Annotated in this window: 20 protein-coding genes; 9 read left to right on the top strand and 11 right to left on the bottom strand. The window is 35.7% G+C overall.

Annotation, left to right across the window (positions count from 1 at the left end; genetic code table 11):
• Nucleotides 1-2: 2 nt before the first annotated feature.
• Complete coding sequence (locus BLT57_RS03005) at nucleotides 3-1,166, top strand: serine hydrolase (protein ID WP_091422074.1); 1,164 nt, start codon at nucleotides 3-5, stop codon at nucleotides 1,164-1,166.
• Nucleotides 1,167-1,213: 47 nt separating this feature from the next.
• A complete protein-coding gene (locus tag BLT57_RS03000; RefSeq protein WP_091422070.1) occupies nucleotides 1,214-1,927 on the top strand; it encodes a 3'-5' exonuclease in 714 nt (237 codons plus the stop codon).
• A 57-nt stretch (nucleotides 1,928-1,984) separates the two neighbouring features.
• Here the strand turns inward: BLT57_RS03000 and BLT57_RS02995 are convergent, their stop codons facing one another.
• Both BLT57_RS02995 and BLT57_RS02990 read right to left on the bottom strand, forming a co-directional pair.
• Nucleotides 1,985-7,180 carry an immunoglobulin-like domain-containing protein gene (locus tag BLT57_RS02995; RefSeq protein ID WP_091422068.1) on the bottom strand — a complete coding sequence of 1,732 codons (5,196 nt, stop codon included), beginning with the start codon at nucleotides 7,178-7,180 and terminating at the stop codon, nucleotides 1,985-1,987.
• 217 nt (nucleotides 7,181-7,397) lie between these two features.
• Nucleotides 7,398-9,620, bottom strand: coding sequence for a M43 family zinc metalloprotease (locus BLT57_RS02990; RefSeq protein ID WP_091422065.1), 2,223 nt, complete (start codon nucleotides 9,618-9,620; stop codon nucleotides 7,398-7,400).
• Nucleotides 9,621-9,787: 167 nt separating this feature from the next.
• On the opposite strand from BLT57_RS02990, the gene BLT57_RS02985 reads away from it, so the two are divergent.
• Nucleotides 9,788-11,479 carry an ABC transporter ATP-binding protein gene (locus BLT57_RS02985; RefSeq protein WP_091422062.1) on the top strand — a complete coding sequence of 564 codons (1,692 nt, stop codon included), beginning with the start codon at nucleotides 9,788-9,790 and terminating at the stop codon, nucleotides 11,477-11,479.
• Nucleotides 11,480-11,864: 385 nt separating this feature from the next.
• On the opposite strand, the gene BLT57_RS02980 is transcribed toward BLT57_RS02985, so the two are convergent.
• The 5 genes from BLT57_RS02980 to BLT57_RS02960 all read right to left on the bottom strand — a co-directional run bounded on the left by BLT57_RS02980 (nucleotide 11,865) and on the right by BLT57_RS02960 (nucleotide 17,345).
• On the bottom strand, nucleotides 11,865-12,518 hold the full coding sequence (locus BLT57_RS02980) for a 3-oxoacid CoA-transferase subunit B (protein WP_091422059.1): 654 nt from the start codon (nucleotides 12,516-12,518) through the stop codon (nucleotides 11,865-11,867).
• Between the two features lie 2 nt (nucleotides 12,519-12,520).
• Nucleotides 12,521-13,222 carry a CoA transferase subunit A gene (locus BLT57_RS02975; protein ID WP_091422057.1) on the bottom strand — a complete coding sequence of 234 codons (702 nt, stop codon included), beginning with the start codon at nucleotides 13,220-13,222 and terminating at the stop codon, nucleotides 12,521-12,523.
• A gap of 91 nt (nucleotides 13,223-13,313) precedes the next feature.
• Nucleotides 13,314-15,677: a penicillin-binding protein 1A gene (locus BLT57_RS02970; RefSeq protein ID WP_091422054.1), complete on the bottom strand. Its 2,364-nt coding sequence runs from the start codon at nucleotides 15,675-15,677 to the stop codon at nucleotides 13,314-13,316.
• A 2-nt stretch (nucleotides 15,678-15,679) separates the two neighbouring features.
• Nucleotides 15,680-16,183, bottom strand: coding sequence for a gliding motility lipoprotein GldH (locus tag BLT57_RS02965; RefSeq protein WP_091422052.1), 504 nt, complete (start codon nucleotides 16,181-16,183; stop codon nucleotides 15,680-15,682).
• Complete coding sequence (locus BLT57_RS02960; protein WP_091422049.1) at nucleotides 16,170-17,345, bottom strand: regulatory iron-sulfur-containing complex subunit RicT; 1,176 nt, start codon at nucleotides 17,343-17,345, stop codon at nucleotides 16,170-16,172. Before BLT57_RS02960 ends, BLT57_RS02965 begins: the two co-directional genes overlap by 14 nt.
• Before the next feature lie 164 nt (nucleotides 17,346-17,509).
• Between BLT57_RS02960 and BLT57_RS02955 the strand changes: the two genes are divergently transcribed.
• Entirely contained in the window at nucleotides 17,510-17,704 is a 195-nt protein-coding gene (locus BLT57_RS02955) for a hypothetical protein (RefSeq protein WP_091422046.1), read from the top strand.
• A gap of 29 nt (nucleotides 17,705-17,733) precedes the next feature.
• Here BLT57_RS02955 and BLT57_RS02950 read toward each other — a convergent pair whose 3' ends face one another.
• Together BLT57_RS02950 and BLT57_RS02945 are read right to left on the bottom strand one after the other, a co-directional pair.
• Nucleotides 17,734-18,738 (bottom strand): radical SAM protein, encoded by a 1,005-nt coding sequence (locus tag BLT57_RS02950; RefSeq protein ID WP_091422044.1) that lies wholly within the window; start codon nucleotides 18,736-18,738, stop codon nucleotides 17,734-17,736.
• Complete coding sequence (locus tag BLT57_RS02945) at nucleotides 18,739-19,812, bottom strand: rhodanese-related sulfurtransferase (protein WP_091422041.1); 1,074 nt, start codon at nucleotides 19,810-19,812, stop codon at nucleotides 18,739-18,741. It lies immediately after the preceding gene.
• A gap of 466 nt (nucleotides 19,813-20,278) precedes the next feature.
• Between BLT57_RS02945 and recA the strand changes: the two genes are divergently transcribed.
• The 4 genes from recA to BLT57_RS02925 all read left to right on the top strand — a co-directional run bounded on the left by recA (nucleotide 20,279) and on the right by BLT57_RS02925 (nucleotide 23,956).
• A complete protein-coding gene (gene recA, locus BLT57_RS02940) occupies nucleotides 20,279-21,283 on the top strand; it encodes a recombinase RecA (RefSeq protein ID WP_091422040.1) in 1,005 nt (334 codons plus the stop codon).
• Nucleotides 21,284-21,402: 119 nt separating this feature from the next.
• Nucleotides 21,403-21,819, top strand: coding sequence for a hypothetical protein (locus tag BLT57_RS02935; RefSeq protein WP_091426636.1), 417 nt, complete (start codon nucleotides 21,403-21,405; stop codon nucleotides 21,817-21,819).
• 23 nt (nucleotides 21,820-21,842) lie between these two features.
• Nucleotides 21,843-22,385, top strand: a complete 543-nt coding sequence (locus BLT57_RS02930) for an RNA polymerase sigma factor (protein ID WP_091422038.1) — start codon at nucleotides 21,843-21,845, stop codon at nucleotides 22,383-22,385.
• Entirely contained in the window at nucleotides 22,385-23,956 is a 1,572-nt protein-coding gene (locus BLT57_RS02925; protein ID WP_091422035.1) for an outer membrane beta-barrel protein, read from the top strand. Before BLT57_RS02930 ends, BLT57_RS02925 begins: the two co-directional genes overlap by 1 nt.
• 84 nt (nucleotides 23,957-24,040) lie before the next feature.
• Here BLT57_RS02925 and BLT57_RS02920 read toward each other — a convergent pair whose 3' ends face one another.
• Nucleotides 24,041-24,778, bottom strand: a complete 738-nt coding sequence (locus BLT57_RS02920; RefSeq protein ID WP_091422032.1) for a 1-acyl-sn-glycerol-3-phosphate acyltransferase — start codon at nucleotides 24,776-24,778, stop codon at nucleotides 24,041-24,043.
• Between the two features lie 114 nt (nucleotides 24,779-24,892).
• On the opposite strand from BLT57_RS02920, the gene trpS reads away from it, so the two are divergent.
• Nucleotides 24,893-25,861: a tryptophan--tRNA ligase gene (trpS, locus tag BLT57_RS02915; RefSeq protein WP_091422028.1), complete on the top strand. Its 969-nt coding sequence runs from the start codon at nucleotides 24,893-24,895 to the stop codon at nucleotides 25,859-25,861.
• Here the strand turns inward: trpS and dprA are convergent.
• Nucleotides 25,858-26,961, bottom strand: coding sequence for a DNA-processing protein DprA (dprA, locus tag BLT57_RS02910; protein WP_091422022.1), 1,104 nt, complete (start codon nucleotides 26,959-26,961; stop codon nucleotides 25,858-25,860). The genes trpS and dprA overlap by 4 nt on opposite strands.
• Nucleotides 26,962-26,981: the final 20 nt, after the last annotated feature.

Genomic DNA, 26,981 nt, shown 5'->3' with positions numbered 1-26,981 from the left:
TAATGAAATTCATAAAAAAACTTCTTAAATTTTTAATCGTATTTTTCGGATTACTCATTATTGTACTATACCTTACCGACACTGATTACCTCATCAAAGCCGTAAGAACTATTTATCTTAAAGGTCATTCCACAGCTTATTTAGAAGATTACAAAGAGTTTGATAACCAATCTATTGAAGCTTCTAATGTGTTTCAACCATGGTCAAATCACAGAAATTATAATTCAGTGACCACAACACCTAAGCTTGAAAAAGCGAATCAAGATTGGGGTACTATTGCTTATCTTATTATAAAAAATGATAGTATTTGGTTTGAACAATACTACGACGGCTTTAACGAAGATTCTAAGTCCAATTCATTTTCGATGGCTAAGAGTTATGTTTCAGGATTAATGGGAAAAGCGATTATGGAAGGCTATATAAAAAGTTTAGACCAACCAGTTTGCGATTTTCTTCCTGCATTCTGTGAAGGAAAAGCGGCTCAAATGACCGTTGGAGATTTATCATCAATGGCATCTGGAACCAATTGGGATGAAGCCTATTATTCTCCTTTATCCATAACAACACGTGCATATTTTGATGATGATCTTGCGAAAGTCATGAACGGTTTAAAAGTGGTTACTGAACCTGGTCAAGCTTTTAAATATGCAAGTGGAGATACTCAAATGTTAGCTATGGTCATTGAAAAGGCAACAGGTAAAAAACTCTATGATTATTTTGAAGAAAGTTTTTGGAAACCTTTAGGGAGCGAAAATTCTACCCTTTGGCAAGTAGATAGTGAAGATCATGATTTAGTAAAAGCCTATTGTTGTATTGCAAGTAATGCAAAAGATTTTGCACGCTTTGGTAAACTTTATAAAGACCATGGAAAATGGAATGGTCAGCAGCTTTTAGATTCTGCATTTGTAGCGAGATCTGTCAAACCTCGTTTCCCTGAAAGCCCCGAATATGGCTATGGGTTTTGGCTCAAAGAGCATATGGGTAAAAATTTCTTCATGATGCGAGGACATCTTGGACAGTATGTATTCGTTGAGCCCAATGACAATGTCATAATTGTACGTTTAGGTCATCAAAAGTCACCAGATATTGGCACTAAGACCTTTACTGATGATATTTCTTTGTATATTGAAGAAGCCTATAAAATGTTAGGGCAAAATTCGCAGTAGTACATTCCTTTAAATTAATTTTGAATATTAAATAATTAGAAACAGTCATGATTACAAAATTAAATATAGAAAATATTCTATTTTTAGATATTGAAACGGTTCCAGAGACAGAGCATTATTCTGAATTAGATAACACCAAACAAGAACTTTGGGAACATAAATCGCAGTATCAAAGACGTGACGAATTCACTGCAGAAGAATTTTATGAACGTGCAGGTATTTGGGCAGAATTTGGTAAAATTATTTGCATTTCAGTTGGGTATTTTAAGACGGAAGGCGACATAAGAACTTTTAGAGTGACCTCCTTTTTTGGTGATGAAGTGACCCTTTTAAAAGATTTTAAAAATCTAGTTATTACCCATTTTAGCGGTAATAAACATTTACTTTGTGCGCATAATGGAAAAGAATTTGACTTTCCTTACATCGCTCGACGCATGATCATTCATAATATTCAATTACCATACAAACTCAATCTTTTTGGAAAAAAACCCTGGGAAGTACCGCATCTTGATACTTTAGAGCTATGGAAATTTGGCGACTATAAAACGTATACCTCATTAAAACTCCTAACTAATGTATTAGGTATTCCATCACCAAAAGACGATATCGATGGCAGCGAGGTTTATAGAGTCTTTTATAAAGACAAGTCTATAGATCGCATTATTACCTATTGTGAGAAAGACACTATTGCCGTGGCTCAAATCTTTTTAAGATTACGAGGGGATCAACTCTTGCAAGACAATGAGATTATTCATGTATAAAAAAGTCCAGACGTAACGTCTGGACTTTCAAAATATTAGTTAGTTATTAAGACTTTTTTATTGTTTAATAAATCGTTTCATTAAGGTCTCTCCCTCAGTTGCAAATATTATTTGATAGATTGCACTATCTAATTGACTTATATCAATTGCATTGTCCTTAAGGGTTCCTTTAGCCACTATTTGACCAATCGTATTGTAGATTTCATAACTCACATCTGTATAATTTGTAAATACAGTGATACGGTTCCCTCTGACTGGGTTTGGATATAGTGTAATCTCCTTCACAATATCTACTGCTGAACTTATATCCTCTTCTCCTTTAGCTGCTGAAGCTGTAGAAAGATTAATATTATCAATAGCGATATCTGCTTGCCATGTGTTGCCAGTTACTCTATTAAATCGCAATTGAACACTTCCACCAACATAAGCCGAAAGATTCACACTAGCAGATTGCCATGAGTTTCCTAAGTTTCCTGAACTATTCCATATTGAAGTCCAACTCGCACCATTATCGTTACTTGCTTCTAAACTTATTGTTCCCATGTTAGCAGCTCCAAATTGATGGTAATTAAAACTGAACGTGGCCGATGATTGTGAACTTAAATCAAAACAAGGTGAATTGATAATTGCTCGTTTATTTGGATATCCTACATTATTTCCAGATGCTTCCACATAAATATAGAAACTACCTTGAATAGCACTTGATGGTCCTGTTCCACTTGATGGTGTTCCATTAGCATCAACCGTCCAGTTGATATCATCAGCTCCAGATTGTGTCCAACCACCTAAGGTGTTTTCAAATCCTTCAGAGTATGGATAGGCAGTAATTCCACCTGAACAACCAGCAACGACTACTTCGCCTTCAGTTAAACTAACATCATCAACAGCAATATCTGCTTGCCATGTGCTTCCAGTAATTCTGTTAAAACGCAACTGAATACTTCCACCAACATAAGCGTTAAGATTAATATTTGCTGTTTGCCATGAGTTACCTAAGTTTCCTGAACTATCCCAAATTGATGTCCAGCTTGAACCGTCATCGTCACTCACTTCTAAATCTATTGATCCCATATCGGCAGCTCCAAATTGGTGGTATTTAAAACTAAAAGTAGCTTCAGATAGAGCTGACAAATTAAAACAAGGTGAATTTAAAATCGCTTGTTTATTTGGAAAACCTGTTCCATTCCCAGAGGCTTCAACATAGATATAAAAAGAGCCTTGTGATGCGCTTGCTGGTCCTGTTCCGCTAGAAGGTGTGCCATTTGCATCTACGGTCCAATTGATGTCATCAGCTGTAGATTGTGTCCATCCACCTAAAGTGTTTTCAAATCCTTCAGAGTATGGGAAATTTGAAATTCCACCAGAACATCCTGTTGTAGGATCTGTAACGTTAATTGTTCTTACCACTTCCGTAGCCGCATTCCCTGCGTTATCAGATACATTATAGGTCACATTATAAACAGCAGCTATAGCAGTGTTAACTGTTCCTGCTATAACAATACTTGATGTTAAATTTCCATCTATATTGTCTGTTGCTGTGGCTCCTTGCTCATTATAGGTGTCGCCAACTAATAAATTTACAGTAGATGCGCCAATCAATGTAATAACTGGTGCAGTCGTATCTGGTGCCACATTTACAGTTCTCGTCACTGTATTTGCTATATTGCCTGCAGCATCGCTAACATTATAGTTCACGAAATAAGTTCCTGCTACGGCTGTATTTACCGCTCCACTAATAACAATATTAGCGGTAATATCACCATCAAAATTATCGATTGCGGTTGCACCTTGTTCGACATAAGGATCATTGATATTAAGATTTATTGAAGCTAATCCAATCAAAGTAATAACTGGTTTCGTAGCATCTTGATTTACATTTACGGTCCGCGTTACTTCTAGCGCTGCATTTCCTGCATTATCAGATACATTATAGGTTATCACGTAAGAACCGACAATATTGGTATTAACAGCGTCTCCTCCAACAACAATACTAGAAGATAGGTTTCCATCAATATTGTCACTAGCTGTTGCTCCTTGATCGGAGTAAGAACTTCCTTGCTGTAAATTAATGGTTGAAGCGCCTATCAACGTAATAACTGGTGCTGTTGTATCTGGAATAACATTTATAGTTCTTATAACTTCGGAAGCAGCGTTTCCAGTAGCATCACTAACATTATATGATACAACATAGGTTCCACCTAAAGTTGTATTAACCGTGTCTCCTCCAATAACAACACTTGACGTTAAATCACCGTCAATATTATCTGTTGCTGTGGCACCCAATTCATTGTATGTATCCCCAACATTTAAATTTAATGTAGAAGATCCATTTAAAGTGATAACTGGTGCTGTTGTATCTGGAATAACATTTACAGTTCTTATAACTTCGGAAGCAGCATTTCCTGCAGTATCACTAACATTATATGTCACAAGATAAGTTCCGCCTAAAGTTGTATTAACCGTATCTCCTCCAATAACAATACTTGACGTTAAATCACCATCAATATTATCTGTTGCCGTGGCTCCCAATTCATTGTACGTGTCTCCAACATTTAAGTTTACTACAGAAGATCCATTTAAGGCAATGACTGGAGCTTCTAAATCCGGGCCATTCCCTTCAATTATAATGGTATAATCTTCAACTTCACCATAAGTGAAAGTATCACATGGTCCAGGAATTTGATTATATCGCATGGTAACTCTCATTCGCGTAGAATTTTCAACAGCTCCAGTTGGCACCGTGAAACTTCCACTCACTGATGTAGCTTGTGTATTCCCTTGTGTAAAGACTTGTTCACCAGCATCGGTGAAGTCTCCATCTCTATTATAATCAATCCATACACCATATGCTTCATTATAAACCGTACCGGTCCACGTAGGTGTTACGGTTATTGTGTACTGTGTGTCTTTGGTTAAAGTTGTTGATATCCCTGTAAAATCTGAATAAAACTGTGGCCCAGAACTATTGTCTATCGTATTTAATTGCACTCTACTAATGTATTCATCATTAGTATTTGTGCTTGCCGAATTACAATAAATTAGTTGAACATCTGTCGTTGAAAAATTAACCGAGGTGCTATATGCTGAATTACTTGCTCCAGAACATTTACTTCTCACCTGAGCTTCGTAATCGGTAAGCGCTGTTAGACCAGTTATATTAGATGAAATTCCTGTAACGGCTGTAGTTGTCCATATTGGCGACCCTATTTCACGATATCTTAAGTCATAAGTTGCTCCTGGTACGGCATTCCAACTTAAAGTTGCAGAGGTTGTAGTTACGTTAGATGCGGATAATCCAGTAGGAACATCTGCATTACAAACCACAGGTGCTCCAATGGTAAAGTTCGTGTTAGAAATATCAAAGAATATGTTGTTTGCGCCTTTTACCATTACTCGGTTTTGATTCCCTTGATTATTTGGTACAATAATATCATGAGCGCCATCATTTGCAACACCTGTTGCTAAAACAATTGGATAAGTATCTCCACCATCTGTAGATAAGAAAATATCAACATTAGCTGTATTAACACCATTCCCAGTAGTTCCTGCGACATTCCAAGTAACGGTTTGTGCGGTTCCTGCATCCCATGTGACATTCGTATTTGGTGAATTCACAACAAAAGGTCCAGCAGAAGCACTAACAGATACAATCATGTCATCACTATTATTATTTGCTCCACCTGCGCGATTATCTCTAACCGTCAATCTAAAATTTAAACTACGAGCAACATTTGGAATAGCTTCCCATTGCCATGAGGTTGCCCCAGTTTTTACAGTAGCTAATCTTGGAAAATATCGTTTTGTATCTATAGAAGGGCTAAAGGATCTAAAAGCAGTACCTGATGTATTATTTACACTTGGGTTTGTTGTTGCTGGTGATCCATTATTAAATTGTTCCCAACAATAGGTTAATACATCTCCTGAATCTGCATCTGAAGCCGTTCCATCTAATACAAACGGTGTACCTCTTGGGATTGTATGATTAGACCCTGCATTTACGGTCGGTACGGCATTACCTGTATTTGTGTTTGTTTGACAAGACGTCGATTTAATATAATCCGTTATTTGTTGTATAGTTACAGAATGGAAATACGGGTCACTGTTTTGTTGAACATCTGTTGGCCCTGTAATTCCAGCATAACCCATGATAGTTGAACCACTACCAGGCTCCATTTGTACTCCTGTTCCTTCATTATTAAAAGTAAAGGTATGATTTCCACCAAACTGATGTCCCATTTCATGAGCAACATAATCTACATCAAATGGATCTCCCTCAGGAGTAGTAAGTGAGGTCCATCCACTTCCTTTTTGTCCGTTCACACAAACACAGCCGATACAGCCTGCATTTCCATTATTTTGAAGACTCGCAAATAAATGTCCAATGTCATAATTAGATTCTCCAATTACATTGGTTAAGGTATTTTGAAGTTGAGTATTATATCCTGAAGTCGTGTTTCCATATGGATCAGAATTTGTACTCGTATAGATCACATCATCCGTATTATTAATTAATACCATTGTGACATTAAAGTCGTTTTCAAACAAACCATTAACACGTGTCATAGTTTGATTAATCGCAGCCAAAGCTAAAGCCTTTGTCCCACCATGATATTGTGTGTACTCACCTGTAGCTGAAACTACTAGTCGATACGTTCTTAATATAGCATCATCTGCATTTCTGTATGATACACTGCCGTTGTCCATGGTTTGATTTAAAGTTTCAGTCACTGAACACTCAAAATCATTTACATACCCGAGTTTATCTGCTCTTTTATAAACCGTATATTGTGTTAGGTCTTGGGTGTAAGCTTCAATAAACGTGGTTGGCATAGTTGCAGAAAGTCGCATACTTTGAAACCCTAAAGGGGTGACACTAAATCGAATTATGGATGTAGGATCATCGATCCCCTGCCCTACATAAGACCTGATGTCAGGATAGCGTTGTTGTAATCCTGGACTCAAAACAGATGCTTCAGCAATTTTAAATTGCTCGAACTTTCCTTGGTCATTTGGAAATTCTAATACCAAACCAGAAGATACATTATACATATCATTTCGTTCAGGAGCATTACTCAACAACTGTTTCAACTCATCTATATTAAGTGTGAAAGTTTGTGTTTTTGGGAGATCTCGTTTACTTGCTTTAACGAGTTTTGAATTGTCAATATTTTCTTTTTGCCAAAGCGATTGACTTTGTGACATTGCAAAATTTACACTCATTAAAAAAATGAGTAGTCCTAATCTAAGTTTCATGTAAGAGGGATTAAATGGTTAATTAACAATTAAGGAATTTTAATACGTTCAACGGAAATTAGTTATTATTTTCATGACATCACTATGAATACATCTTAAAGTTTTTGAATTTGTATAAATATGTGGTTTTTCCGTAATAAAGAATCAGAGGAATCTGACAAAAACAAAAAAAGTCCAGATGAAACATCTGGACTTTTAGTATTATAATAAAAACAGCTTATTGTTTTATAAACTGTTTTGTCATGAGTTCTTCTCCATCATTGACTTCAATGAAATACATTCCTGATTTCAGGTATGAAACATTAATCTCTTTAATAGAATCTCCTTTCATTATTGTTTGGCCTAACATATTTATAATTCTATATGAACCATTAGCATTGTTAGGTAATTTCACAAATAACGTATTACCCTTAACTGGATTAGGATAGATCACAAAGTCCTCTTCTGATTCGAATGAATTCTCTGGTCTAAAAGTGCTCAAAGCTCTAATGTTATCTCCTCTTCCAGATCCATTAACACCTCTAATAGTCACTTGATCAATAAAAACTTGGTCATTGTTACCAGAAGCATCATTCTGAAATCTAAATCTAGAGTTCGTTGCAAAATTAACTTGAGATGAAGATAAAGTTACAGTTGCAGTATAGAACGTATTATTATTAAAGTTAGTTCCTCTTGCATAGGTCGCAACAGTACTATACGACGATCCATTGTAATAACGCAACCAGAAATCTTCACCATTCTCCATACTATTTGCATAGAAGTAGAATTCAACTTCAACCTGATCAAATGGTGTCAAGTCTAGTACTGGTGATGTCATTGCAGACGCTGTACCAGAGTTATCTCTTATTCTAATCGAATAATTACCTTCATAAGAATTAGCACCACTATATCTAAAGCAGTCACTTCCGCCATCAGACCATCCATCCCATCCAGACTCGAAGTATCCTTCACTTAAGACAGTTGTTCCTGGTGTTGAGCAAGGTGCACATGCAGATCCTCCGCAATCAACTCCTGTTTCATCTCCATTTTGAACACCATCTGTACATGTTGGTGCAGGTGAACCGCCTAAACAGAAATCTGTAGCTTGAGAACTTGTAAAAGACCCTCCAGAAGCTAATACTCCTGATGCTCCTGTAAGACTGTAAGAACCGTTTCCATATGAACAACAGATACCATCACCATAAGCATCTGTAATCGTAAATGTATAGCATCCATCTGGTAAGCATAAATCTTCAGTATATGTCGAACCGTCTGGCTGACTTCCATAGGTTCCTCCTGAAGCTACTGTTTGTCCATTACTATTAGATAATGTCCACGCTGTTTCTTCTGGGTAATTATCAAAAGTGATTGATAAGTTTACTTCATTATCATTACATGCTGTCTGGCAAGGTTCACATGAAGAACCGCCACAATCGACTCCTGTTTCATCTCCATTTTGAATACCATCCGTACATGTTGGTAATGGTGCTCCACCGCCACACTTATCAGAAAGAGCTAAACTTCTTCTAAATCCACCTGTTGCTAATACAGCGCGCATCCTATCTTTTTGTCCTTGTGTAAATAGGTTCATACAAGAATCATTTGTATAATCCATATAGTTTTGAACCATATCTGTTGATCCACAAGACACACGCCCAGTCGGACATCCGCCATTGGACGTTTGATGTGTTGGTGTATCTGCTACAAAATCATTTCCACAGTTCGAATCTCCCCAAATATGACGTAAGTTAAAAAAGTGACCTACTTCATGAGTTGTTGTTCTACCAAGATCAAAAGGCGCTGATAAATAGAAACCTGATCCTTTCGCTGAACTACCAAAATATTGTGGCCCCATCACGACACCATCAGTAGCAGCGCTACCTCCAGGGAATTGAGCATAACCCAAAATACCTCCTCCAATATTACAAACCCACATATTTAAATACTGGCTAGTATTCCATGGGTCTACACCGCCTTGAGCGCTGCTTTTCATTGCATCATTGGTACCCCAACTTGTTCTCGTTGATGATTTTCTAGTAATTCCTGATGTAGCATTACCATTTTCATCAACAGATGCTAGACAGAACTGAATTTCCATATCTGCCGCTTGTGACCACGTATTATCTGCATCGGAATTTAACCGTCTAAAATCTTCATTTAAAACATCTAATTGTGATTGAATTTGTGCAACGCTAATGTTTTCTGCACTGGTTCTATAGATGACATGCACCACCACTGGAATTGTAATAATGTTACCATCGACTCGATTCGCTGACATCTCTTGAATCTTATTTCGAGTGAAGGCTTCAATTTGCTGCATTCGTTTTTCAAGATCTGGATCTTGCTGTTTCCTATATTCTAAATTCTGAATGATTCCGCAATTTCGGTCAAGTTGATCTTGAGCGAAAACAGAAAAAACGGATAGAAAACATAATAGTGCTAGTGTAAATGTTCTTTTCATGTTAAATGTTTAAAAAGTTAGTGTTAATGTTAAATTTTCAATCATGAAAGTATTAAAATTTTGTTAATGTCAAAATAATCCAAAGGCGTTTTCGTTGAAGTGCAGTCAGAAAATTTTTACTTACGGTTTTTCCGTAAATTGAATTCGGAAAATGACTACATTTACCTATGGATAAGTCAAAACTACTTGAAATAAACAACCTGTCGATTTCATTTTTTTCAGAGGGAACTGAAAAGGAAATCATTCATAATATGTCATATCATTTACTTCCCAATGAAATATTAGGTATTGTAGGTGAATCAGGTTCTGGTAAGTCGGTATCTTCTTTAGCTATTTTAGGATTACTCCCAAAACACATATCTAAAATTAAAAATGGAACAATTTTATTCAATCAAAGAGATTTAGCTTCTTTGGATAATAAGGCATTTCAAAAGATAAGAGGTAATGACATTGCGATGATATTTCAAGAACCTATGAGTTCTTTAAACCCCTCTATGACCTGCGGACAACAGGTGCTTGAAATACTACTTCAACACACCAAACTAAAACTAAAAGAAGCCAAAGCAGAAACCATTTCTCTTTTTGAAAAAGTAAAATTACCAATCCCTGAACGCGTTTATAAAGCTTATCCTCATGAAATATCTGGTGGGCAAAAACAACGTGTGATGATTGCAATGGCACTTGCATGTAAACCTAAGGTTTTAATTGCAGACGAACCTACAACGGCTCTTGACGTGACTGTCCAAAAAGAGATTATTCAATTACTGAAGCAGCTCCAAAAAGAAGAGGAAATGAGCATTATTTTTATTTCGCACGACCTCTCATTAGTATCTGAAATCGCAGATCGAATCATCGTGATGTACAAGGGGAAAATTGTCGAGCAAGGTGACGTGAAAATGATTTTTAATTCGCCGAAGGAATTGTATACGAAAGCCCTAATAAATTCCAGACCATCTATGGATGAACGGCTCAAACAATTACCTACCATAGACGATTTTATTAATGACACGGCCAAACTAGATATCGTCACTAAAGAAGAACGTAACAAAAAGCACCAACGAATATATGCTGCACCTCCCCTTTTAGAGGTCATTAATCTTGAAAAGGAATTTATCTCAAAATCAGGATGGTTCTCAAAACCTGAAACCTTTAAGGCTGTAAACCAAGTATCCTTCAAATTATACAAAGGAGAAACCTTAGGATTAGTTGGTGAATCGGGATGTGGAAAATCGACACTTTCTAATGCTATTTTACAATTAGATAAGGCAACCGCTGGAACAATTATGTATAACGGTATTGATATCACGAGTCTTTCTAAAACAGCCATGAGGCAATTACGAAAAGACATACAAATCATATTTCAAGATCCATATGCATCTTTAAATCCGAGACTTACTGTTGGAAAAGCGATTATGGAACCTATGAAAGTCCATGGAATTGGAAACTCTGATAAGGATAGGAGCTCAAGAGTAATCGACTTACTTCTAAAGGTTGGTTTAGATGACTCTTATTTTAATCGTTATCCGCACGAGTTTTCTGGAGGTCAACGTCAACGAATTGGTATTGCTAGAGCTATTGCGTTACACCCAAAACTAATTATATGCGATGAATCTGTATCAGCATTAGATATTTCAGTACAAGCACAAGTTCTAAACCTTTTAAATGAATTGAAAGCAAATTTTGGTTTTACCTATATCTTTATATCACACGACCTTGCTGTCGTCAAATACATGTCTGACCAGCTTATCGTAATGAATCAAGGTGAAATAGAAGAGATGAATGATGCCGATAACATCTATGCTCATCCGCAAAAAGAATACACTAAAAAACTTATTCATGCCATTCCAAAAGGATTATAGCATGAATATTTTTTTAGTTAAGGTTAAGATATTTTTGAGCAATCTTAATGTGTTTTGAAAACCAGCGATGCGCTGGTTTTCTGTAGGTTTAGGTTTTGGTAGATTTGGGGCAAAAAAAGGCATTCGTTTAAAAATTTATGAAAGATTTGGGGCAAATCATAAATGTTAATTAATAATAGATTTATTTGTTTCGATTTGGTTTAGCTAATATGTAACATATTTTCAATTTACCAGTTATAATACAATAATAATCGATGAAATACATTATATTTTAACATTTATCGCTATATTTGAAGTATTTTCTTACTTTATTTTGGATTATATTTCTTTTTGAAAACAAAAAAAAGCCACTTTAAAAAGTGGCTTTTTTTACTATGTAGTCGTATTATAAATTCATTTCTGGGATATCTCCTTCAATAATTAAAGTCCCTTCTGTAGCATTTTTAATTTCTTGGATTGATACGCCTGGAGCGCGTTCTAATAATTTAAATCCTTTTTCGGTAATTTCCATAACCGCTAGATTTGTCACTACCTTTTTAACGCATCCAACCCCTGTTAACGGTAAAGAACAACGTTTTAATAATTTGGACTCTCCTGCTCTATTGGTATGCATCATTGCAACGATGATATTTTCGGCACTCGCGACTAAATCCATAGCGCCACCCATTCCTTTCACCATCTTTCCTGGGATTTTCCAGTTAGCGATATCTCCATTTTCAGCAACTTCCATAGCACCAAGAATGGTTAAGTCAACATGTTGACCTCTAATCATAGCAAAACTAGTTGCTGAGTCAAAGAAGCTCGCACCAGGCAATGTGGTAATTGTTTGTTTTCCCGCATTGATAATATCTGCGTCCTCTTCTCCTTCAAAGGGGAAAGGCCCCATGCCAAGAACGCCATTCTCACTTTGAAACTCTACTTCTATGTCCTCACGTACATAGTTTGCGACTAAAGTCGGTATTCCAATACCGAGGTTCACGTAGAAACCATCTTGAACTTCTTTAGCGATGCGCTTTGCAATTCCGTTTTTATCTAACATAATTAATCTCTTTGTCTAACAGTTCTTTGTTCGATACGTTTTTCGTAATGTTCACCTTTAAAGATTCTATTCACAAAAATTCCAGGAATATGAATTTGATTTGGATCTAGAGTTCCAACAGGAACAAGTTCTTCAACTTCAGCTACAGTTATTTTTGCTGCACCACACATATTAGGATTAAAATTACGAGCAGTACCTTTAAAAATTAAATTTCCTGCTTCATCCCCTTTCCATGCTTTTACAAAAGCGAAGTCTGCTTTAAACGCATGTTCTAAAACATACATTTTACCGTCAAACGCTCTGGTTTCTTTACCTTCTGCAACTTCAGTCCCATAACCAGCAGGTGTGTAAATTGCCGGAAAACCTGCTTGCGCTGCTCTACAACGTTCTGCTAGGGTTCCCTGTGGAATCAACTCCACCTCCAACTCGCCAGATAACATCTGCCGTTCAAACTCATCATTTTCTCCAACATACGACGAGGTCATTTTATTAATTTGTTTTCCTTGTAATAATAAGCCTAAACCGAAATCGTCTACACCTGCATTATTAGAAATACATTTAAGGCCTTTAACACCTAACTTAACGAGTTCCGCTATCGCATTTTCCGGTATTCCTGAAAGTCCAAAGCCTCCAAACATAAAGGTCATATTATTTGCAACACCTAGAAGTGCATCTTGAACATTTGCTACTTTTTTACTAATCATCTGTCTTTAATTTAGCATTGGAAATTTACGAAATAAAAAAGCCATTCAAAAGTGAATGGCTTGTGTTTTTTTTTAGAATATAAGGAACAAATTAAAAGTCAATCACACCCTCTAGCTCGTCAATAGCATCAGTTCCTTCTTCGTCATTACCTTTCCATTTACTACAGTCTACTTCTATAGATAACTCTTCTGGCTTTTCAAATTCTGATTTTGAAATATTAAGCGCTTCGTCAGCATAACAAGCTTTCATATATAATCCCCAAATTGGTAATGCCATAGAAGCACCTTGCCCATAGGCGATGTCAGAAAAATGGGCTGCTCTGTCTTCAGCACCTACCCAAACACCCGTCACCAAATTAGGCACCATGCCCATAAACCACCCATCACTTTGATTTTGTGTGGTTCCTGTTTTACCTGCTATAGGTATAGATTTATCGAACTCATAAGGGTAGCCTGTGATAATTTTTTTATAAACAGGCGCATTAGTTGCCCAACTATGCCTTAACCGTTGACCAGAGCCTGACTGGGTAACACCTTCCAGCAAATTAACTGTTGTATATGCGACCTCTGCACTTAATACATCTTTGGTTTCTGGTGTAAATTGAAATAAAACAGTTCCATTTTTATCTTCAATACGCGTCACCATAACAGGTTTATTATACACGCCTTTATTAGCAAAAGTGGCATAAGCAGCTACCATTTCATATACACTGATATCTGCAGTTCCTAAGGCGATTGCTGGTACTGGCAGTATATCGGACTCTACTCCTAAATTTTTCGCCATATCAATAACTGGCTGCGGACCAACTTTATCCATTAAACGCGCCGTAATAGTGTTCACTGAATTCGCCAGAGCATCCTTTAAGGTTAAGAACCCATCATATTTCCCATCAGAGTTTTTAGTTGTCCAAGGTTCTGGATTTCCGTACTTATCGGCTTCAATGGTAATTTGTTGTCTAGGTAGGGTGTCGCAAGGTGATAAGTGTAATTGATCTATAGCCGTTGCATACACAAATGGTTTAAAGGTCGATCCTACTTGACGTTTAGATGACTTCACATGATCATATTGAAAATGTCTGTAATTCATTCCACCCACCCAAGCTTTTACATGGCCTGTTTGGGGATCCATAGACATCATTCCAGGTTGCAGAAACGATTTATAGTAGCGCATCGAATCTATAGGTTTCATTATGGTGTCAATCTCACTTGGTTGTCCGTTAACCCAAGCAAATACCCTCATTTGGGTTGGTTTTTGGAAGGAGTCTCTTATTTCTTTTTCAGTTTTCCCTGCAGCTTTCATCACTCTCCATCGTTCAGAGCGCGACATGTTTCGGTTTAAAAGGTCTTTAATTTCACTCTTATCCAATTCTAAGAACGGAGCAGTTGGATTCTTTTTAGGTGTGTTTTGATTGTCAAATTCTGCCTGAAGTCTAGGCATATGACGTGCTACAGCTTTCTCAGCGTAGTTTTGCATTCGAGAATCTATGGTTGTGTAAATCTTGAGCCCATCATTATATAGGTTATATTTTGTACCATCAGGTTTTGGATTGTTCTTTATCCAGTTCTTCATGAATTTATCTAAATACGCTCTGAAATACGTTGCAGTGCCTTCTCGATGTGATTCTGGAGAAAAATTTAAATCTAATTCTGTATCCTGTAAGCTATCTTTTATTGTTTCTGAAATATACTCGTATTTATACATTTGAGCTAACACCACATCTCGTCTATTTTTTACTCCTTCAGGATTACGAGATGGTATTGGATTGTAAAGTGATGAATTTTTAAACATTCCAACTAGCATTGCAGACTCCTTAAGATTGAGGTCTTTAGGTTCTTTTCCGAAGTAAATACGCGTCGCGCTTCTAATCCCATCGGCATTATTTCCGAAGTCATAGATATTAAAATACATGGCGATAATCTCTTTTTTAGTGTACTGTCGTTCTAGACGAATCGCAATCACCCATTCTCTTACCTTTTGAAACAATCGCTGGACTTTATTAGAAGAAACTTGCTTAGTAAATAACTGTTTTGCTAATTGTTGTGAAATGGTGCTGGCACCACCTCCTTTTCCCATTTTAGAAATCGCTCTGAGGGTTCCTCTAAAATCAATTCCTGCATGCTCGTAGTATCTAATATCTTCTGTAGCGACTAGAGCATCTACCAAATGCTTAGGTAATTCTTCGAAATCTACTGGAGTTCTATTATCATCCAAATAAAATTTTCCTAATGTTTTATCATCTGAGGAAATAATTTCAGTAGCTAAGAACGTTTTGGGATTTTCAAGAATAGTATGATCTGGCATTTCGCCTAAAAGACCCCAAGATGCTAATAAAAACATAAAGAAAAACACGACTACGCCACTGGTAAAAAATATCCAAAAGCGTCTTACGTACTTTGAAAAATCTTGAGTCTTTTTTTGGGCAGGTTTCTTTTTTGCTATTGTTTTCTTTGCCATAATCAATTTGTTTCTGAATGTTCTATTCTAAAACCAACATCGATAATACCTTCTAATTTATCAATGCCGTCAACACTTCCATTTTTACGCATCGCATGTTGTATATTGATGGTGTATTCACCAGCTTCATTAAACACAAAAGGTTTATCATAACCCTTGTACCAGAGTTTATTCTCTTTGATATCTGAAAAACCAGTACCTAAAAACGCCCCATCTGCATTTGCCATCTTATACTCTAAAGTATCCTTTAGCGCTTTTCCGTTTGGATAATTAAGCTCTACAATTAAGAATAAATTACTGTATTTGTAAGCTTCGGTATTTCTTAAGTTTACGAACAAATTATAAGCATTTATTGAATCAGGAGGCGTGACTTTAAAAGCAACAACATTATCTTTATCCCATTCGTCTGGCACCGATTGGTACTCGTCAAATACACGATTAGTATCGCATGAAACTGTGACAATCAAGATGAGCAAACAAATGATCCAACACTTATTTTTTTGCATTGCTGTTATTTGGTTTATTACGACGTCTTTGCTTCCCTTTATTATTTCTACGTTTGTTATTGCGCTTTGGATTATCAAAACGAGTTAAGCTATCTTGACCAACAACGTTTTCAAACTCTACTTTAGTGTCTTCAATAAGTTCAGAGGCATATTCTTCTAAACTTGCAACGGTTTCTTTGCGCTTATTTTTTTCAATAATTTCATTGGCTTGATCGGTAGTTAATTTGTGCCAATTCATCCACTCACCTTCGTAAGCGTACCACATATGTCCTTTAAAAATGTCTGTCTTTTGACAAACGGCTTTACCTTTTTCGGTATATAATCTGGTTTCAGTTTTTGGAAATGCTTTCAAGGCGTCTAAATAGGCGTCTAACTCATAGTTGAGACAGCATTTCAATTTACCACATTGACCTGCCAATTTTAATGGGTTCAATGATAATTGCTGATATCGCGCGGCAGATGTACTCACCGATCTAAAATCAGTTAGCCAAGTAGAACAGCATAATTCTCTACCACAGGAACCAATTCCTCCAAGTCGCGCTGCTTCCTGACGAAATCCTACCTGTTTCATTTCGATACGTGTCCTAAATTCTCTTGCGAATACTTTAATTAATTCTCTAAAATCTACACGTTCTTCGGCTGTATAATAAAATGTCGCTTTACTCGCATCGCCTTGATATTCTATATCAGAAATTTTCATTTTAAGCTTTAGGTCTATAGCAAACTGTCTTGCTTTAACCTTCATTGGCTCTTCTTTATCTCTAGCGGCTGACCATATATCAATATCTTTCTGACTTGCCTTACGGTAAATCTTTAAAACATTTTCTTCATCATCAATATTAATTTTTTTACGCTTCATTTGAACTCTCACTAATTCACCTGTAAGTGTAACCATCCCAATATCATGACCAGAATTGGCTTGCGTTGCAACGATATCTCCTATGCTTAAAGTAAGGTTCTCAGTATTTTTGTAGTATAGTTTGCGGCCATTTTTAAAACGAACCTCAACACCTATAAATGGGTCTTGTCCTTGTGGTAAAGACATATTGGCCAACCAATCAAAAACAGTAAGTTTATTGCAGCTATCTGTGCCGCAAGTTCCATTGTTTTTGCATCCTTTTGGTTGTCCATCCTTTCCAGTTGAGCAACTGTTACAACTCATGAAATCTTATATATATATAATTCGGCAACGTAGATAGTTGCCGAATGACGATTAGTATTTATTTTCAAACGTAAAGATAAGATTATTTATTAAGTAAATTAAATGAAATAAAACGGCACATGCACTCTATTTTATCTATTACAAACACTTCAGACTAATATTGAATGACTAAGACGTCAAAACAAATTAACCCCTTTAGAAAAACAGAAGAGGAAATCATCCTCTTCTTTATGGACTTTGTGAAAGTAGACGGTCTAAATGATAACCAAATTTATGGAGTCTCTAGCTATGTGTATAATGATGTCGTTTCCACAAATCCACTTATGAGTTTTGCCTTGGAACACATTCATAAAGCCTGAAAATGATTAAGCTCATTAAAAAATAGCGCTTAGTTAAATTCTATTTCGTAATTTAATCTATTAGAAAGCGTTTTCAATTCTTTTTTAGATTTGAAAGCATTAGACAAGAGCTGTTGACTCCAACCAATCTTACTTGAAAATGCATTAAAAGATTCATCGCGCCAATTAAACCCTTCTTTCCAAAATTTATTAGGAGAGATGTAGCAGAAGGTATAGTCAAATATAAAGCTCGATTTATTTTCATTGATTAATTCTGATAAGCTACTTGGTGCCAATAACACAATTTTATTGTTTTTACACGTATTTCTAATTGACTGAATAAGATCAGGATAGTCCTTGGTTAAGGCAGTAATATCAAAATCGTTGTATTCTGTATTTCCTATTTTTTGAATAGGTCTAATTTGTAAAATATCGAAACTTTCGGGGTCAAAATGGTTAAAAAAGTCTTTGAGCTCATAAAAGTTATCTTTATTGAAGGTATAGTTGATTCTGACTTTAAAATCATACTGCTTTTTTAACTTTGCGAATGCCTTGAACGCACTATGAAATTTTTCATAGCTCGCTTTTTTCATGAAATTTTCATAACTCTCTTTTGTCACACCATGAAGCGAAATTGTAAACTCATTTAGCCCTGCCTTTAAAAGTGCTTCTATTTTTTCTTCGGTAAGTAAATTTGCATTGGTAGTAATAGAGATATAAGGCACCTTATAGTGCTTTCCAAGCGCGACGACCTTGACCAAGTTTTTGTAAAGAGTTGGCTCTGTACCACAGCCTATTTGAAGCTTCAAAGCCCTCTTAAAAATAGAATCTGCAACTAACTTTAGATCTTCGTCATTAAATTGTCCTTTGAGCGTTTTAACATAATCCGCATCGGTAAAATAACACATTTTACAACGTAAATTACAAGCCATTACAGGATCAAGATTAACGGCTAAATAGCGCTTATTTAACTTATGCAAGAGATAGAGTCCAAGAAATTTAATTCTATGGCTTTTAATCTTTCTATTGAGCTGCAAAAGTTTATAAATATTCATTTATATAGTTGTCTTGTGTAGGGTTTCAAAAATATTTCTCAAGTCTTTTTTATACGGCAAATGATCTGCTCTTCCTTTTTTAAATATATCATTACTATTGCCTTGACCTTTGCGCAATGCTTTTTGTTCTTCAAAAGGCAATCTATTGATTTCCATACATGGTGTAGAACAGCAGTTTTCCATTTGGTCTTTACAGTCTTTACACTGAATGAATAAAAGATGACAGGCTTCGTTAGCACAATTGGTATGCATATCTGCCGGTTTCCCACATTGGTGACAATTAGCAATGACATCATCGCTAATACGTTCGGATCGTCGTTCATCAAAAACAAAATTTTTCCCCAGAAACTTGTTCTCTAAATTATGAGACTCAACCTGTCTAACATAATTAATAATGCCGCCTTCAAGCTGAAATACATTCTTAAATCCTTTGTGTTTATAATAGGCGCTAGCTTTCTCACACCTAATACCACCTGTACAATACATTACTAGGTTTTTATCCTCTTTATGCTCTTTTAAATCTTCTTCGATGAGATCTAAGGATTCTCTAAACGTATCGACATCGGGTGTAATAGCATTTTTGAAATGCCCTATTTCACTTTCATAATGGTTTCTCATATCGACCAAGACCGTATTAGGATCTTCAATGAGCTCATTAAATTTTGAAGCATTTACATGAACTCCTTTATTAGTGACATCAAACGTATGATCGTTTAGTCCATCGGCAACAATCTTATGACGCACTTTTACTTTGAGTTTCAAAAACGCAAAATTATTGTGCTCAATAGCGATATTCAGTCTTACATTTTCTAAAAATGAAATAGAATCAAGGTGTGTTTTAAAGGCGTCAAAATTTTCTGCTGGGACTGAAAGTTGGGCGTTTATCCCTTCAACAGCGACATAGATTCTGCCTAACACATCAAGTTCATCCCAAGATATGAATAGGTGGTTTCTAAAAATTTGAGTGTTTCTGATTTTGGCGTACTTGTAGAAAGAGATTGTTAAGCGTTCTTTTCCCGCTTTTTCAATAAGATCTGCTCTTTCTTTAGCACTTAAGTTATTGTACAGTTGCATGCTATACTAATTTTAAGGTTAAAGAATTATGCTTCAACATCTTCGCTCATGCTCTGATGTTCTCGAGTGCAAAGGTATTCTTTTTAAAACAATATCAAATTTTGAGTAAAAAAAAGCCCTTTAGACTATCTAAAGGGCTTTTTTGAGGACTAACTCGTTATTAATATTTTTAAAATGTGTCTTAAAAATACCATTCACGCTATCCTCCATCGGCTTTACAATTACTGTTTATACCTACAGGAACTGAAACGCCTAATGTGTTATTAAAAATAATTCTTCTAAAAAACCTCATATGTAATAAGATTTGAAATTTGTTGGATATGCTTAATTAAGCTTTTTTTCATAGCAAGATTTCCCAATCTCAATTAGTAGATGCAAAAAGTTCAAAAAGGTTGCGTCATTTGCATTAAAAAAATTAAAAGATGTTGTATTTTAGCTAACGTTTCAAAATTAAATACATAGATAAATGAGCAGTGAAAAAGACGCAAAATTAAAAGCATTAAAATTAACTTTAGACAAACTAGATAAAGCTTACGGAAAAGGGACAGTCATGAAGATGAGTGATCAGGCTGTTGTAGATGTAGATGCTATTTCTTCGGGATCTTTAGGATTAGATATTGCTTTAGGAGTTGGTGGTTATCCTAGAGGAAGAGTAATAGAAATATATGGGCCAGAATCATCTGGTAAGACCACTTTAACCTTGCACGCAATAGCGGAAGCACAAAAAGCGGGAGGAATTGCTGCTTTTATTGATGCTGAGCATGCATTTGATCGGTTTTATGCAGCAAATTTAGGAGTTGATATTGATAACTTGATTATTTCTCAACCAGACAATGGAGAACAGGCATTAGAAATTACAGATAACCTTATCCGCTCTGGAGCAATTGATATCGTGGTTATCGATTCAGTAGCTGCATTAACTCCCAAAAGTGAAATAGAAGGGGAAATGGGCGATTCTAAAATGGGCTTACATGCCCGTTTAATGTCTCAAGCGTTGAGAAAATTAACAGGTTCAATTAGCAAGACCAATTGTACGGTTATTTTCATCAACCAACTTCGTGAGAAGATTGGTGTCATGTTTGGAAATCCTGAAACTACAACTGGTGGTAATGCCTTAAAATTTTATGCATCTGTGCGATTAGATATCAGAAGATCCACACAAATAAAAGAAACTGATGGCAATGTAACTGGCAATAAAACCAGAGTCAAAGTGGTTAAAAACAAAGTAGCTCCACCATTTAAAATGTGTGAATTTGACATCATGTATGGGGAAGGTATTTCTAAAGTAGGAGAAATTTTAGATCTCTGTGTTGAACATGAAATTGTCAAAAAAAGTGGTTCTTGGTTTAGCTATGGAGACACTAAACTAGGTCAAGGTAGAGACGCGGTAAAAGCACTTATAAAGGACAATCCGGAATTAATGGAAGAACTCGAATCTAAAGTTCGAGAAATTATTAATGCGGGCCATTAAATAATAATGAACTAAAAAAATCCCTTAAAGTGGGATTTTTTTAGTTTCAGACGCAACCTTTTACTTAGTTATGCATCTATTAATTGAAAACAGTTGTATTTCAGCATTAATTAATGAATATGAAGAAGATTTTTTTAGTATGTTTTTTAACGTTTTCATTGCTTTCATGTAGCGTTGATGACGAAACCCCAAATTTCTATTATGAAATTTTACCAATTGAAACGGTAGATATTCCTGATTCGTTCGTATTTGGATCGGTTAATGAAATTTCTGTAAGTTATTTTAGACCAACTGGCTGTCACGTATTTAATAATTTCTATTATGAGATTAATGAAAATGAACGGACTGTCGCTGTAGTAACGGCTGTGTTCCAAGAACAAAGCTGCGATACCTTTGAACCTGAAAGTGAGGAGGTCGTTGTCTCATTTAATTTTCAAGTAACAAGTACAGATACGTATACCTTCAGGTTTTGGCAAGGTGAAGATGACAATGGGAATGACACCTACTATATTGTAGAAGTTCCAGTAACTGAATAAAACACTAATTAAACCCAGATTATGTGAGTTTAAAACAACTCATAGAGCGCTGTAAAAAAAATGATGCTCAAGCACAAAGTCAACTATATAAGCTATACGCGAGTAAACTGTTTTCGATTTGCTTGAAGTATTCGCGCAACTATGCCGAAGCTGAAGATAATTTGCAGGATGCTTATATCACGATTTTTAAGAAAATGCATCAGTTTAAAAATCAAGGCTCAGTTGAAGGTTGGATGAAACGAATTACTATTAACACCGCATTACAACGCTATAGAAGTAAAGGTGTTTATGACATTATTAATGAAGACCATATTGAAGATGTAACTTTAGAAATAGATGATGATAACTTGAGTATCGATTACCTACTCAACATTATTCAAGAATTACCAGATCGTTATCGGTTGGTATTTAATTTATATGCCTTAGACGATTATTCGCATAAGGAAATTGCTAACCTGTTAAACATATCAACAGGTACATCAAAATCAAATTTAGCCAGAGCTAGAATGATTTTAAAAAATAAAATAGAACAATACAAGTCGAGACCTAACTCGCAAAGTCTATAATGAGTGAAAAAAAGCATATCGACAAGCTCTTTAAGGAGCAACTCAAAAATTTTGAGGTTGCGCCAGATGATATTGTCTGGGAACACATAGAACGCGAACTTCAGAAAGACAAACGCAAACGCAAAGTAATTCCTATCTGGTGGAAATTGGTTGGGGTAGCTGCAATGCTAGCATTACTGTTTACTGTTGGTAAACTCGTTATTAATTCCGACGAAGGTAATGGTATAGAACTTGAAGTAGTAGATACCGAAAAATCTAATACAAGTCCGAATCAGCATAATGACTCCACTGTGATACCGGCTAATGACTTCGAAGCTATTCCTGTGACAACTAAGGAGAATTCTGAAGGTACTTATGAAGAACCAAAGACCGATTCTTCAAAGCAATTGACCAATTCAGATATGTCAAAGAAAAAGTCCAATATTGCTAATTCTGAAGTAGATCAAAAAAATACAACGGATGAAAAATCATCTATCATCAACAATCAGTCACGTCAAAAAGATGCTGTTGTAGCTACTCAAGCTATCCTTAAGAAGGATAAGAACACTAATTTAAATACCAATCCAATTCAAAATAATACAGTTGCCAACAGTTCTACTATGGATAATTCTATAAACGACAAAAAGAAACAACTTCTCAAGAAGGATCAATCTGAAATTAATAAACTCATAACAGCTGTAAAAAATTCTAAGACAACACAAGTAACTTCTACTCAATTGTCTGAAAAGGAAGACTCTAATACGATAATAGATTCTTCTGCCATTGATAAGGCCTTAAAGGAAGAAAATGCTATTGAAAAAGCCATCGCTGAAGCTAAGCACAATGAAGAACAGACAGAGGAGGAATTAGAACCGCTCATGAAACGCTGGAGCGTTGCTCCAAATGTTGGACCTGTATATTTCAATTCCTTAGGAAAAGGATCTTCTATTGACAATCAGTTTGTGGATAACACCAAACAAGGCGAGGTTAATGTGAGTTATGGTGTTCGAGGTAGTTATGCTTTAAATAAAAAATTCAAAATTAGAGCAGGTGTAAACCGTGTAGATTTAGGATATTCTACCAAGAACGTGATTGCATTTAGTAGACCAGATGCTTCTGCTTCAAATGGACAATTAAAGAATTTAAAACTTAATGATTCAACAAGCATCTTTATTAGTGCAAATAGTATCAGTTTAAGTTCAGCTCCAGAAATTTTATTTACAAAAGAACAAGGTTCTATTGATCAACAACTTGGTTTTATTGAAGTTCCTATTGAGTTAGAATACAGTTTGATAGACAAAAAGATAGGGCTTAATCTAATAGGTGGCTTCAGCACGTTGTTTTTAAACAATAACGAAGTCTATTCGGTACAAAACAATGGAGACAGAACACTTATGGGAGAAGCAACTAACATTAAAGATATGAGTTATAGTGCTAATTTCGGAATTGGTGTAAACTACAATATTTCAAAACAGCTACGATTTAATCTTGAACCAATGTTCAAGTATCAAATTAATACGTTTAATGATACCTCTGGTAATTTTCAACCATTTTTCATTGGCGTGTATACAGGCTTAAGTTTTAAGTTTTAGGTTTTTTAGTTGGTTAGATAGTTATTGCACACTTATATGCAATGATGACGAAAAGCTGCTCTGTGCCAAGAGCGGCTTTTTTGTTTAGCTTTGGAACGTATTGAGCTGTTTAAGCAGTAAGGTATGTGTTTCGGCATTTACACGTTTTGTGTCCTCTATTTTTAAATTTTCAGTATCAATAAAGTGGTGAACTTTTACGCGCATTTTACCTGGACTACCACTAAAAAAAGTGTAAGAAAATCGTTTTTTATTATCTGCAAATGTAATTGGAACAATAGGAATAAGATGATTAATTGCCATTCTAAAAGCGCCATCTTTAAACTGGTCTAACACAATGCTTTCTTCTGGAACACCCCCTTCTGGAAAAATACAAATACTCATCCCTTGGCGAAGACGACGTTGCGCTCTTAAAAATACAGCTTGTCTGCTCTTAGAGCTACTTCTATCCACCAAAATACTGGTGCGTTTATAAAAGAAGCCAAATAATGGAATTTTTGCGAGCTCTTTCTTTCCTACAAATACAAATGGATTTTTAACGGTCACCAACATCAGCATGATATCAGCCATTGAGGTATGATTTGCCACAAACATGTAGCTCTTATCTGGCTCTGGAGTTTGCTCACGCTCTATTTTTACATTAAAGCCCATCCCAATTAATATGAAACGAGCCCATAATCGTGCAATCCCAAAAAAGAAGGGATACCATGATTCTTTTAAAATGGAAACTACCAAAATGGGAAATAAGACAATAATAGGAATGGCCACTAAAATATAGAACCAAATGCGATATAAAAACCAAAAGATGTATTTAAAAACTATCATTCGGTTCAAAACTACTTAAATTAATTCAACAATTCTACTAAAAAAAGTACCTTTGCTGACGATATAAATCAAACGATTGACGGAAAGCGATTTTCATTTTTCACTGAAAATACTATGGCAAGAATACTAACAGGAATACAAAGTACAGGAACTCCGCACTTGGGAAACATATTAGGTGCAATCATTCCTGCCATTGAAATGGCAAACGATTCAAAAAATGATTCGTATTTGTTCATCGCAGATATGCATTCATTGACACAAATTAAGGATGCTCAAACCCTGCGTCAAAACACTTATTCCACAGCGGCCACTTGGTTAGCTTTTGGATTAGATATTACTAAAACTGTGTTTTACAGACAAAGTGATGTGCCTCAAGTAACAGAACTATCATGGTATTTAAGTTGTTTCTTTCCATATCAACGATTAACCTTAGCGCATAGCTTTAAAGACAAAGCCGATCGTTTAGAGGATGTAAATGCTGGGTTATTTGCCTATCCAATGTTGATGGCAGCCGATATTTTATTGTATGATGCTAACATCATTCCTGTAGGAAAAGATCAATTACAGCATATCGAAATGACACGTGATGTTGCCTCTCGTTTTCATGCAAAAATGGGTGATACCTTCGTGTTACCTGAAGGAAAAGTACAAGAAAACACCAAGCTTATTCCGGGCACTGATGGCGCTAAAATGAGTAAGAGTAAAAGTAATATCATTGATATTTTCCTTCCTGAAAAAAAATTACGCAAACAAATCATGTCAATCGAAACCGATAGTACACCTCTTGAAGCCTCAAAAGACTGGTCTATTTGCAACTGTTTTGCGATTTATAGTTTGTTAGCATCCGAAATTGAGATTAGCACTATGAAAGCCAATTATGAAAAAGGCGGTTATGGTTATGGTCATGCCAAACAAGCTTTGTACGAGTTGATCTTAGCAAAGTACTCTAAACAACGTGAACGATATAATCATTACATGTTCAACCTAAACGAAGTTGATGATGCTCTAGCTATTGGCGCTGCTAAGGCGAAAACTGTAGCTAATGAGGTACTAAAACGTGTACGTGAAAAAGTAGGATACTAAACCAACTCAAACAATTTACCTGGCAGTGGTCTTGTAATACCTTTTAACTCCATAGTAAGTAAAATACTAGCAACTTTATAAATAGGAATATCACAATGCAGAGCAATCACATCGAGCAATTGCCTATCATTGTCTTTTAAAAAGGTATAAATCTCTTTTTCCTCTAATGTTAACTCTACAAACAATTCCTTTTGAATCACTAATGGTTTTGGTTGTTCTAATTTCCAATTCAATAGATAAGGAATGTCTAATGGATGAGAAAGTAAATGTGCCTGTTGAGTTTTAATTAAATTGTTACATCCTATACTTTGCTGATCAGCAACGCGACTTGGTACTGCAAACACATCTCGATTATAAGAATTAGCGATATCTGCAGTTACAAGACTACCGCCTTTTTCCGCAGACTCAATGACTATGGTCGCTTCACTCATACCTGCAATGATGCGGTTACGCTTTAAAAAATTATTTCGATCAAAGACATCTGTACTCCAAAAGTCAGTTAGAAATCCGCCATGTTTCTCAACATCTACAATATATTTTTTATGTGATTTAGGATAAATTTGATTTAAACCATGTGCTAAACACCCAATGGTTTGCAACTTATGTTTGATTGCCGATTTATGTGCCGTTATATCGGTTCCATATGCAAAACCAGAGACGATAACAGGGTTAAATGGTTTGAGTTGTTCTATTAATTTTTCACAAAAAGTCACACCATATGTAGTGATTTTGCGTGTCCCTACTACGCTTATAATGTGTTGCTGTTTCAGCTTAATATTTCCAACTTGAAATAGCATGATAGGACTATCAATACAATGCTTTAAACGCTCAGGATAATCATCCTGAGTGAAATATAAGCATGTAATGTCGTTGTCTTTGATGAATTTTAATTCCTCTTCAGCTGCCTTCAGATGTTCTTTAGAATGAAGCCCTTTAATAGTAGAGCCACCTATGCCATCAATCTTTAGCAGATTATTTCTTTTTTCATTCATTACGGCTTTTGCAGAACCACAATGACTAATTAATTTTTTAGCGGTAATATCCCCTATTTTAGGCACGTGCTGCAACGCCAGTGCATAAATTAAATCCTGCTCAGTCATATTGTCGATTATTTTCTATA

This window comes from Formosa sp. Hel1_31_208 (assembly GCF_900104785.1).
GTDB lineage: Bacteria > Bacteroidota > Bacteroidia > Flavobacteriales > Flavobacteriaceae > Psychroserpens.
Note: the sequence above shows the minus strand (reverse complement) of the source record. Positions and strands in the feature narration are given on the sequence as shown.

Bases quoted from the DNA above. Each gene is read 5' to 3' on its own strand.
- BLT57_RS02955 (WP_091422046.1), top strand. From the start codon at position 17,510: ATGACTAAGACGTCAAAACAAATTAACCCCTTTAGAAAAACAGAAGAG.
- BLT57_RS02975 (WP_091422057.1), bottom strand. From the start codon at position 13,222: ATGATTAGTAAAAAAGTAGCAAATGTTCAAGATGCACTTCTAGGTGTT.
- BLT57_RS02960 (WP_091422049.1), bottom strand. From the start codon at position 17,345: ATGAGTTGTAACAGTTGCTCAACTGGAAAGGATGGACAACCAAAAGGA.
- trpS (WP_091422028.1), top strand. From the start codon at position 24,893: ATGGCAAGAATACTAACAGGAATACAAAGTACAGGAACTCCGCACTTG.
- BLT57_RS03005 (WP_091422074.1), top strand. From the start codon at position 3: ATGAAATTCATAAAAAAACTTCTTAAATTTTTAATCGTATTTTTCGGA.
- BLT57_RS02970 (WP_091422054.1), bottom strand. From the start codon at position 15,677: ATGGCAAAGAAAACAATAGCAAAAAAGAAACCTGCCCAAAAAAAGACT.
- BLT57_RS02965 (WP_091422052.1), bottom strand. From the start codon at position 16,183: ATGCAAAAAAATAAGTGTTGGATCATTTGTTTGCTCATCTTGATTGTC.
- recA (WP_091422040.1), top strand. From the start codon at position 20,279: ATGAGCAGTGAAAAAGACGCAAAATTAAAAGCATTAAAATTAACTTTA.
- BLT57_RS02985 (WP_091422062.1), top strand. From the start codon at position 9,788: ATGGATAAGTCAAAACTACTTGAAATAAACAACCTGTCGATTTCATTT.
- BLT57_RS02925 (WP_091422035.1), top strand. From the start codon at position 22,385: ATGAGTGAAAAAAAGCATATCGACAAGCTCTTTAAGGAGCAACTCAAA.
- BLT57_RS02920 (WP_091422032.1), bottom strand. From the start codon at position 24,778: ATGATAGTTTTTAAATACATCTTTTGGTTTTTATATCGCATTTGGTTC.
- BLT57_RS03000 (WP_091422070.1), top strand. From the start codon at position 1,214: ATGATTACAAAATTAAATATAGAAAATATTCTATTTTTAGATATTGAA.
- BLT57_RS02935 (WP_091426636.1), top strand. From the start codon at position 21,403: ATGAAGAAGATTTTTTTAGTATGTTTTTTAACGTTTTCATTGCTTTCA.
- BLT57_RS02995 (WP_091422068.1), bottom strand. From the start codon at position 7,180: ATGAAACTTAGATTAGGACTACTCATTTTTTTAATGAGTGTAAATTTT.
- BLT57_RS02950 (WP_091422044.1), bottom strand. From the start codon at position 18,738: ATGAATATTTATAAACTTTTGCAGCTCAATAGAAAGATTAAAAGCCAT.
- BLT57_RS02980 (WP_091422059.1), bottom strand. From the start codon at position 12,518: ATGTTAGATAAAAACGGAATTGCAAAGCGCATCGCTAAAGAAGTTCAA.
- BLT57_RS02990 (WP_091422065.1), bottom strand. From the start codon at position 9,620: ATGAAAAGAACATTTACACTAGCACTATTATGTTTTCTATCCGTTTTT.
- dprA (WP_091422022.1), bottom strand. From the start codon at position 26,961: ATGACTGAGCAGGATTTAATTTATGCACTGGCGTTGCAGCACGTGCCT.
- BLT57_RS02945 (WP_091422041.1), bottom strand. From the start codon at position 19,812: ATGCAACTGTACAATAACTTAAGTGCTAAAGAAAGAGCAGATCTTATT.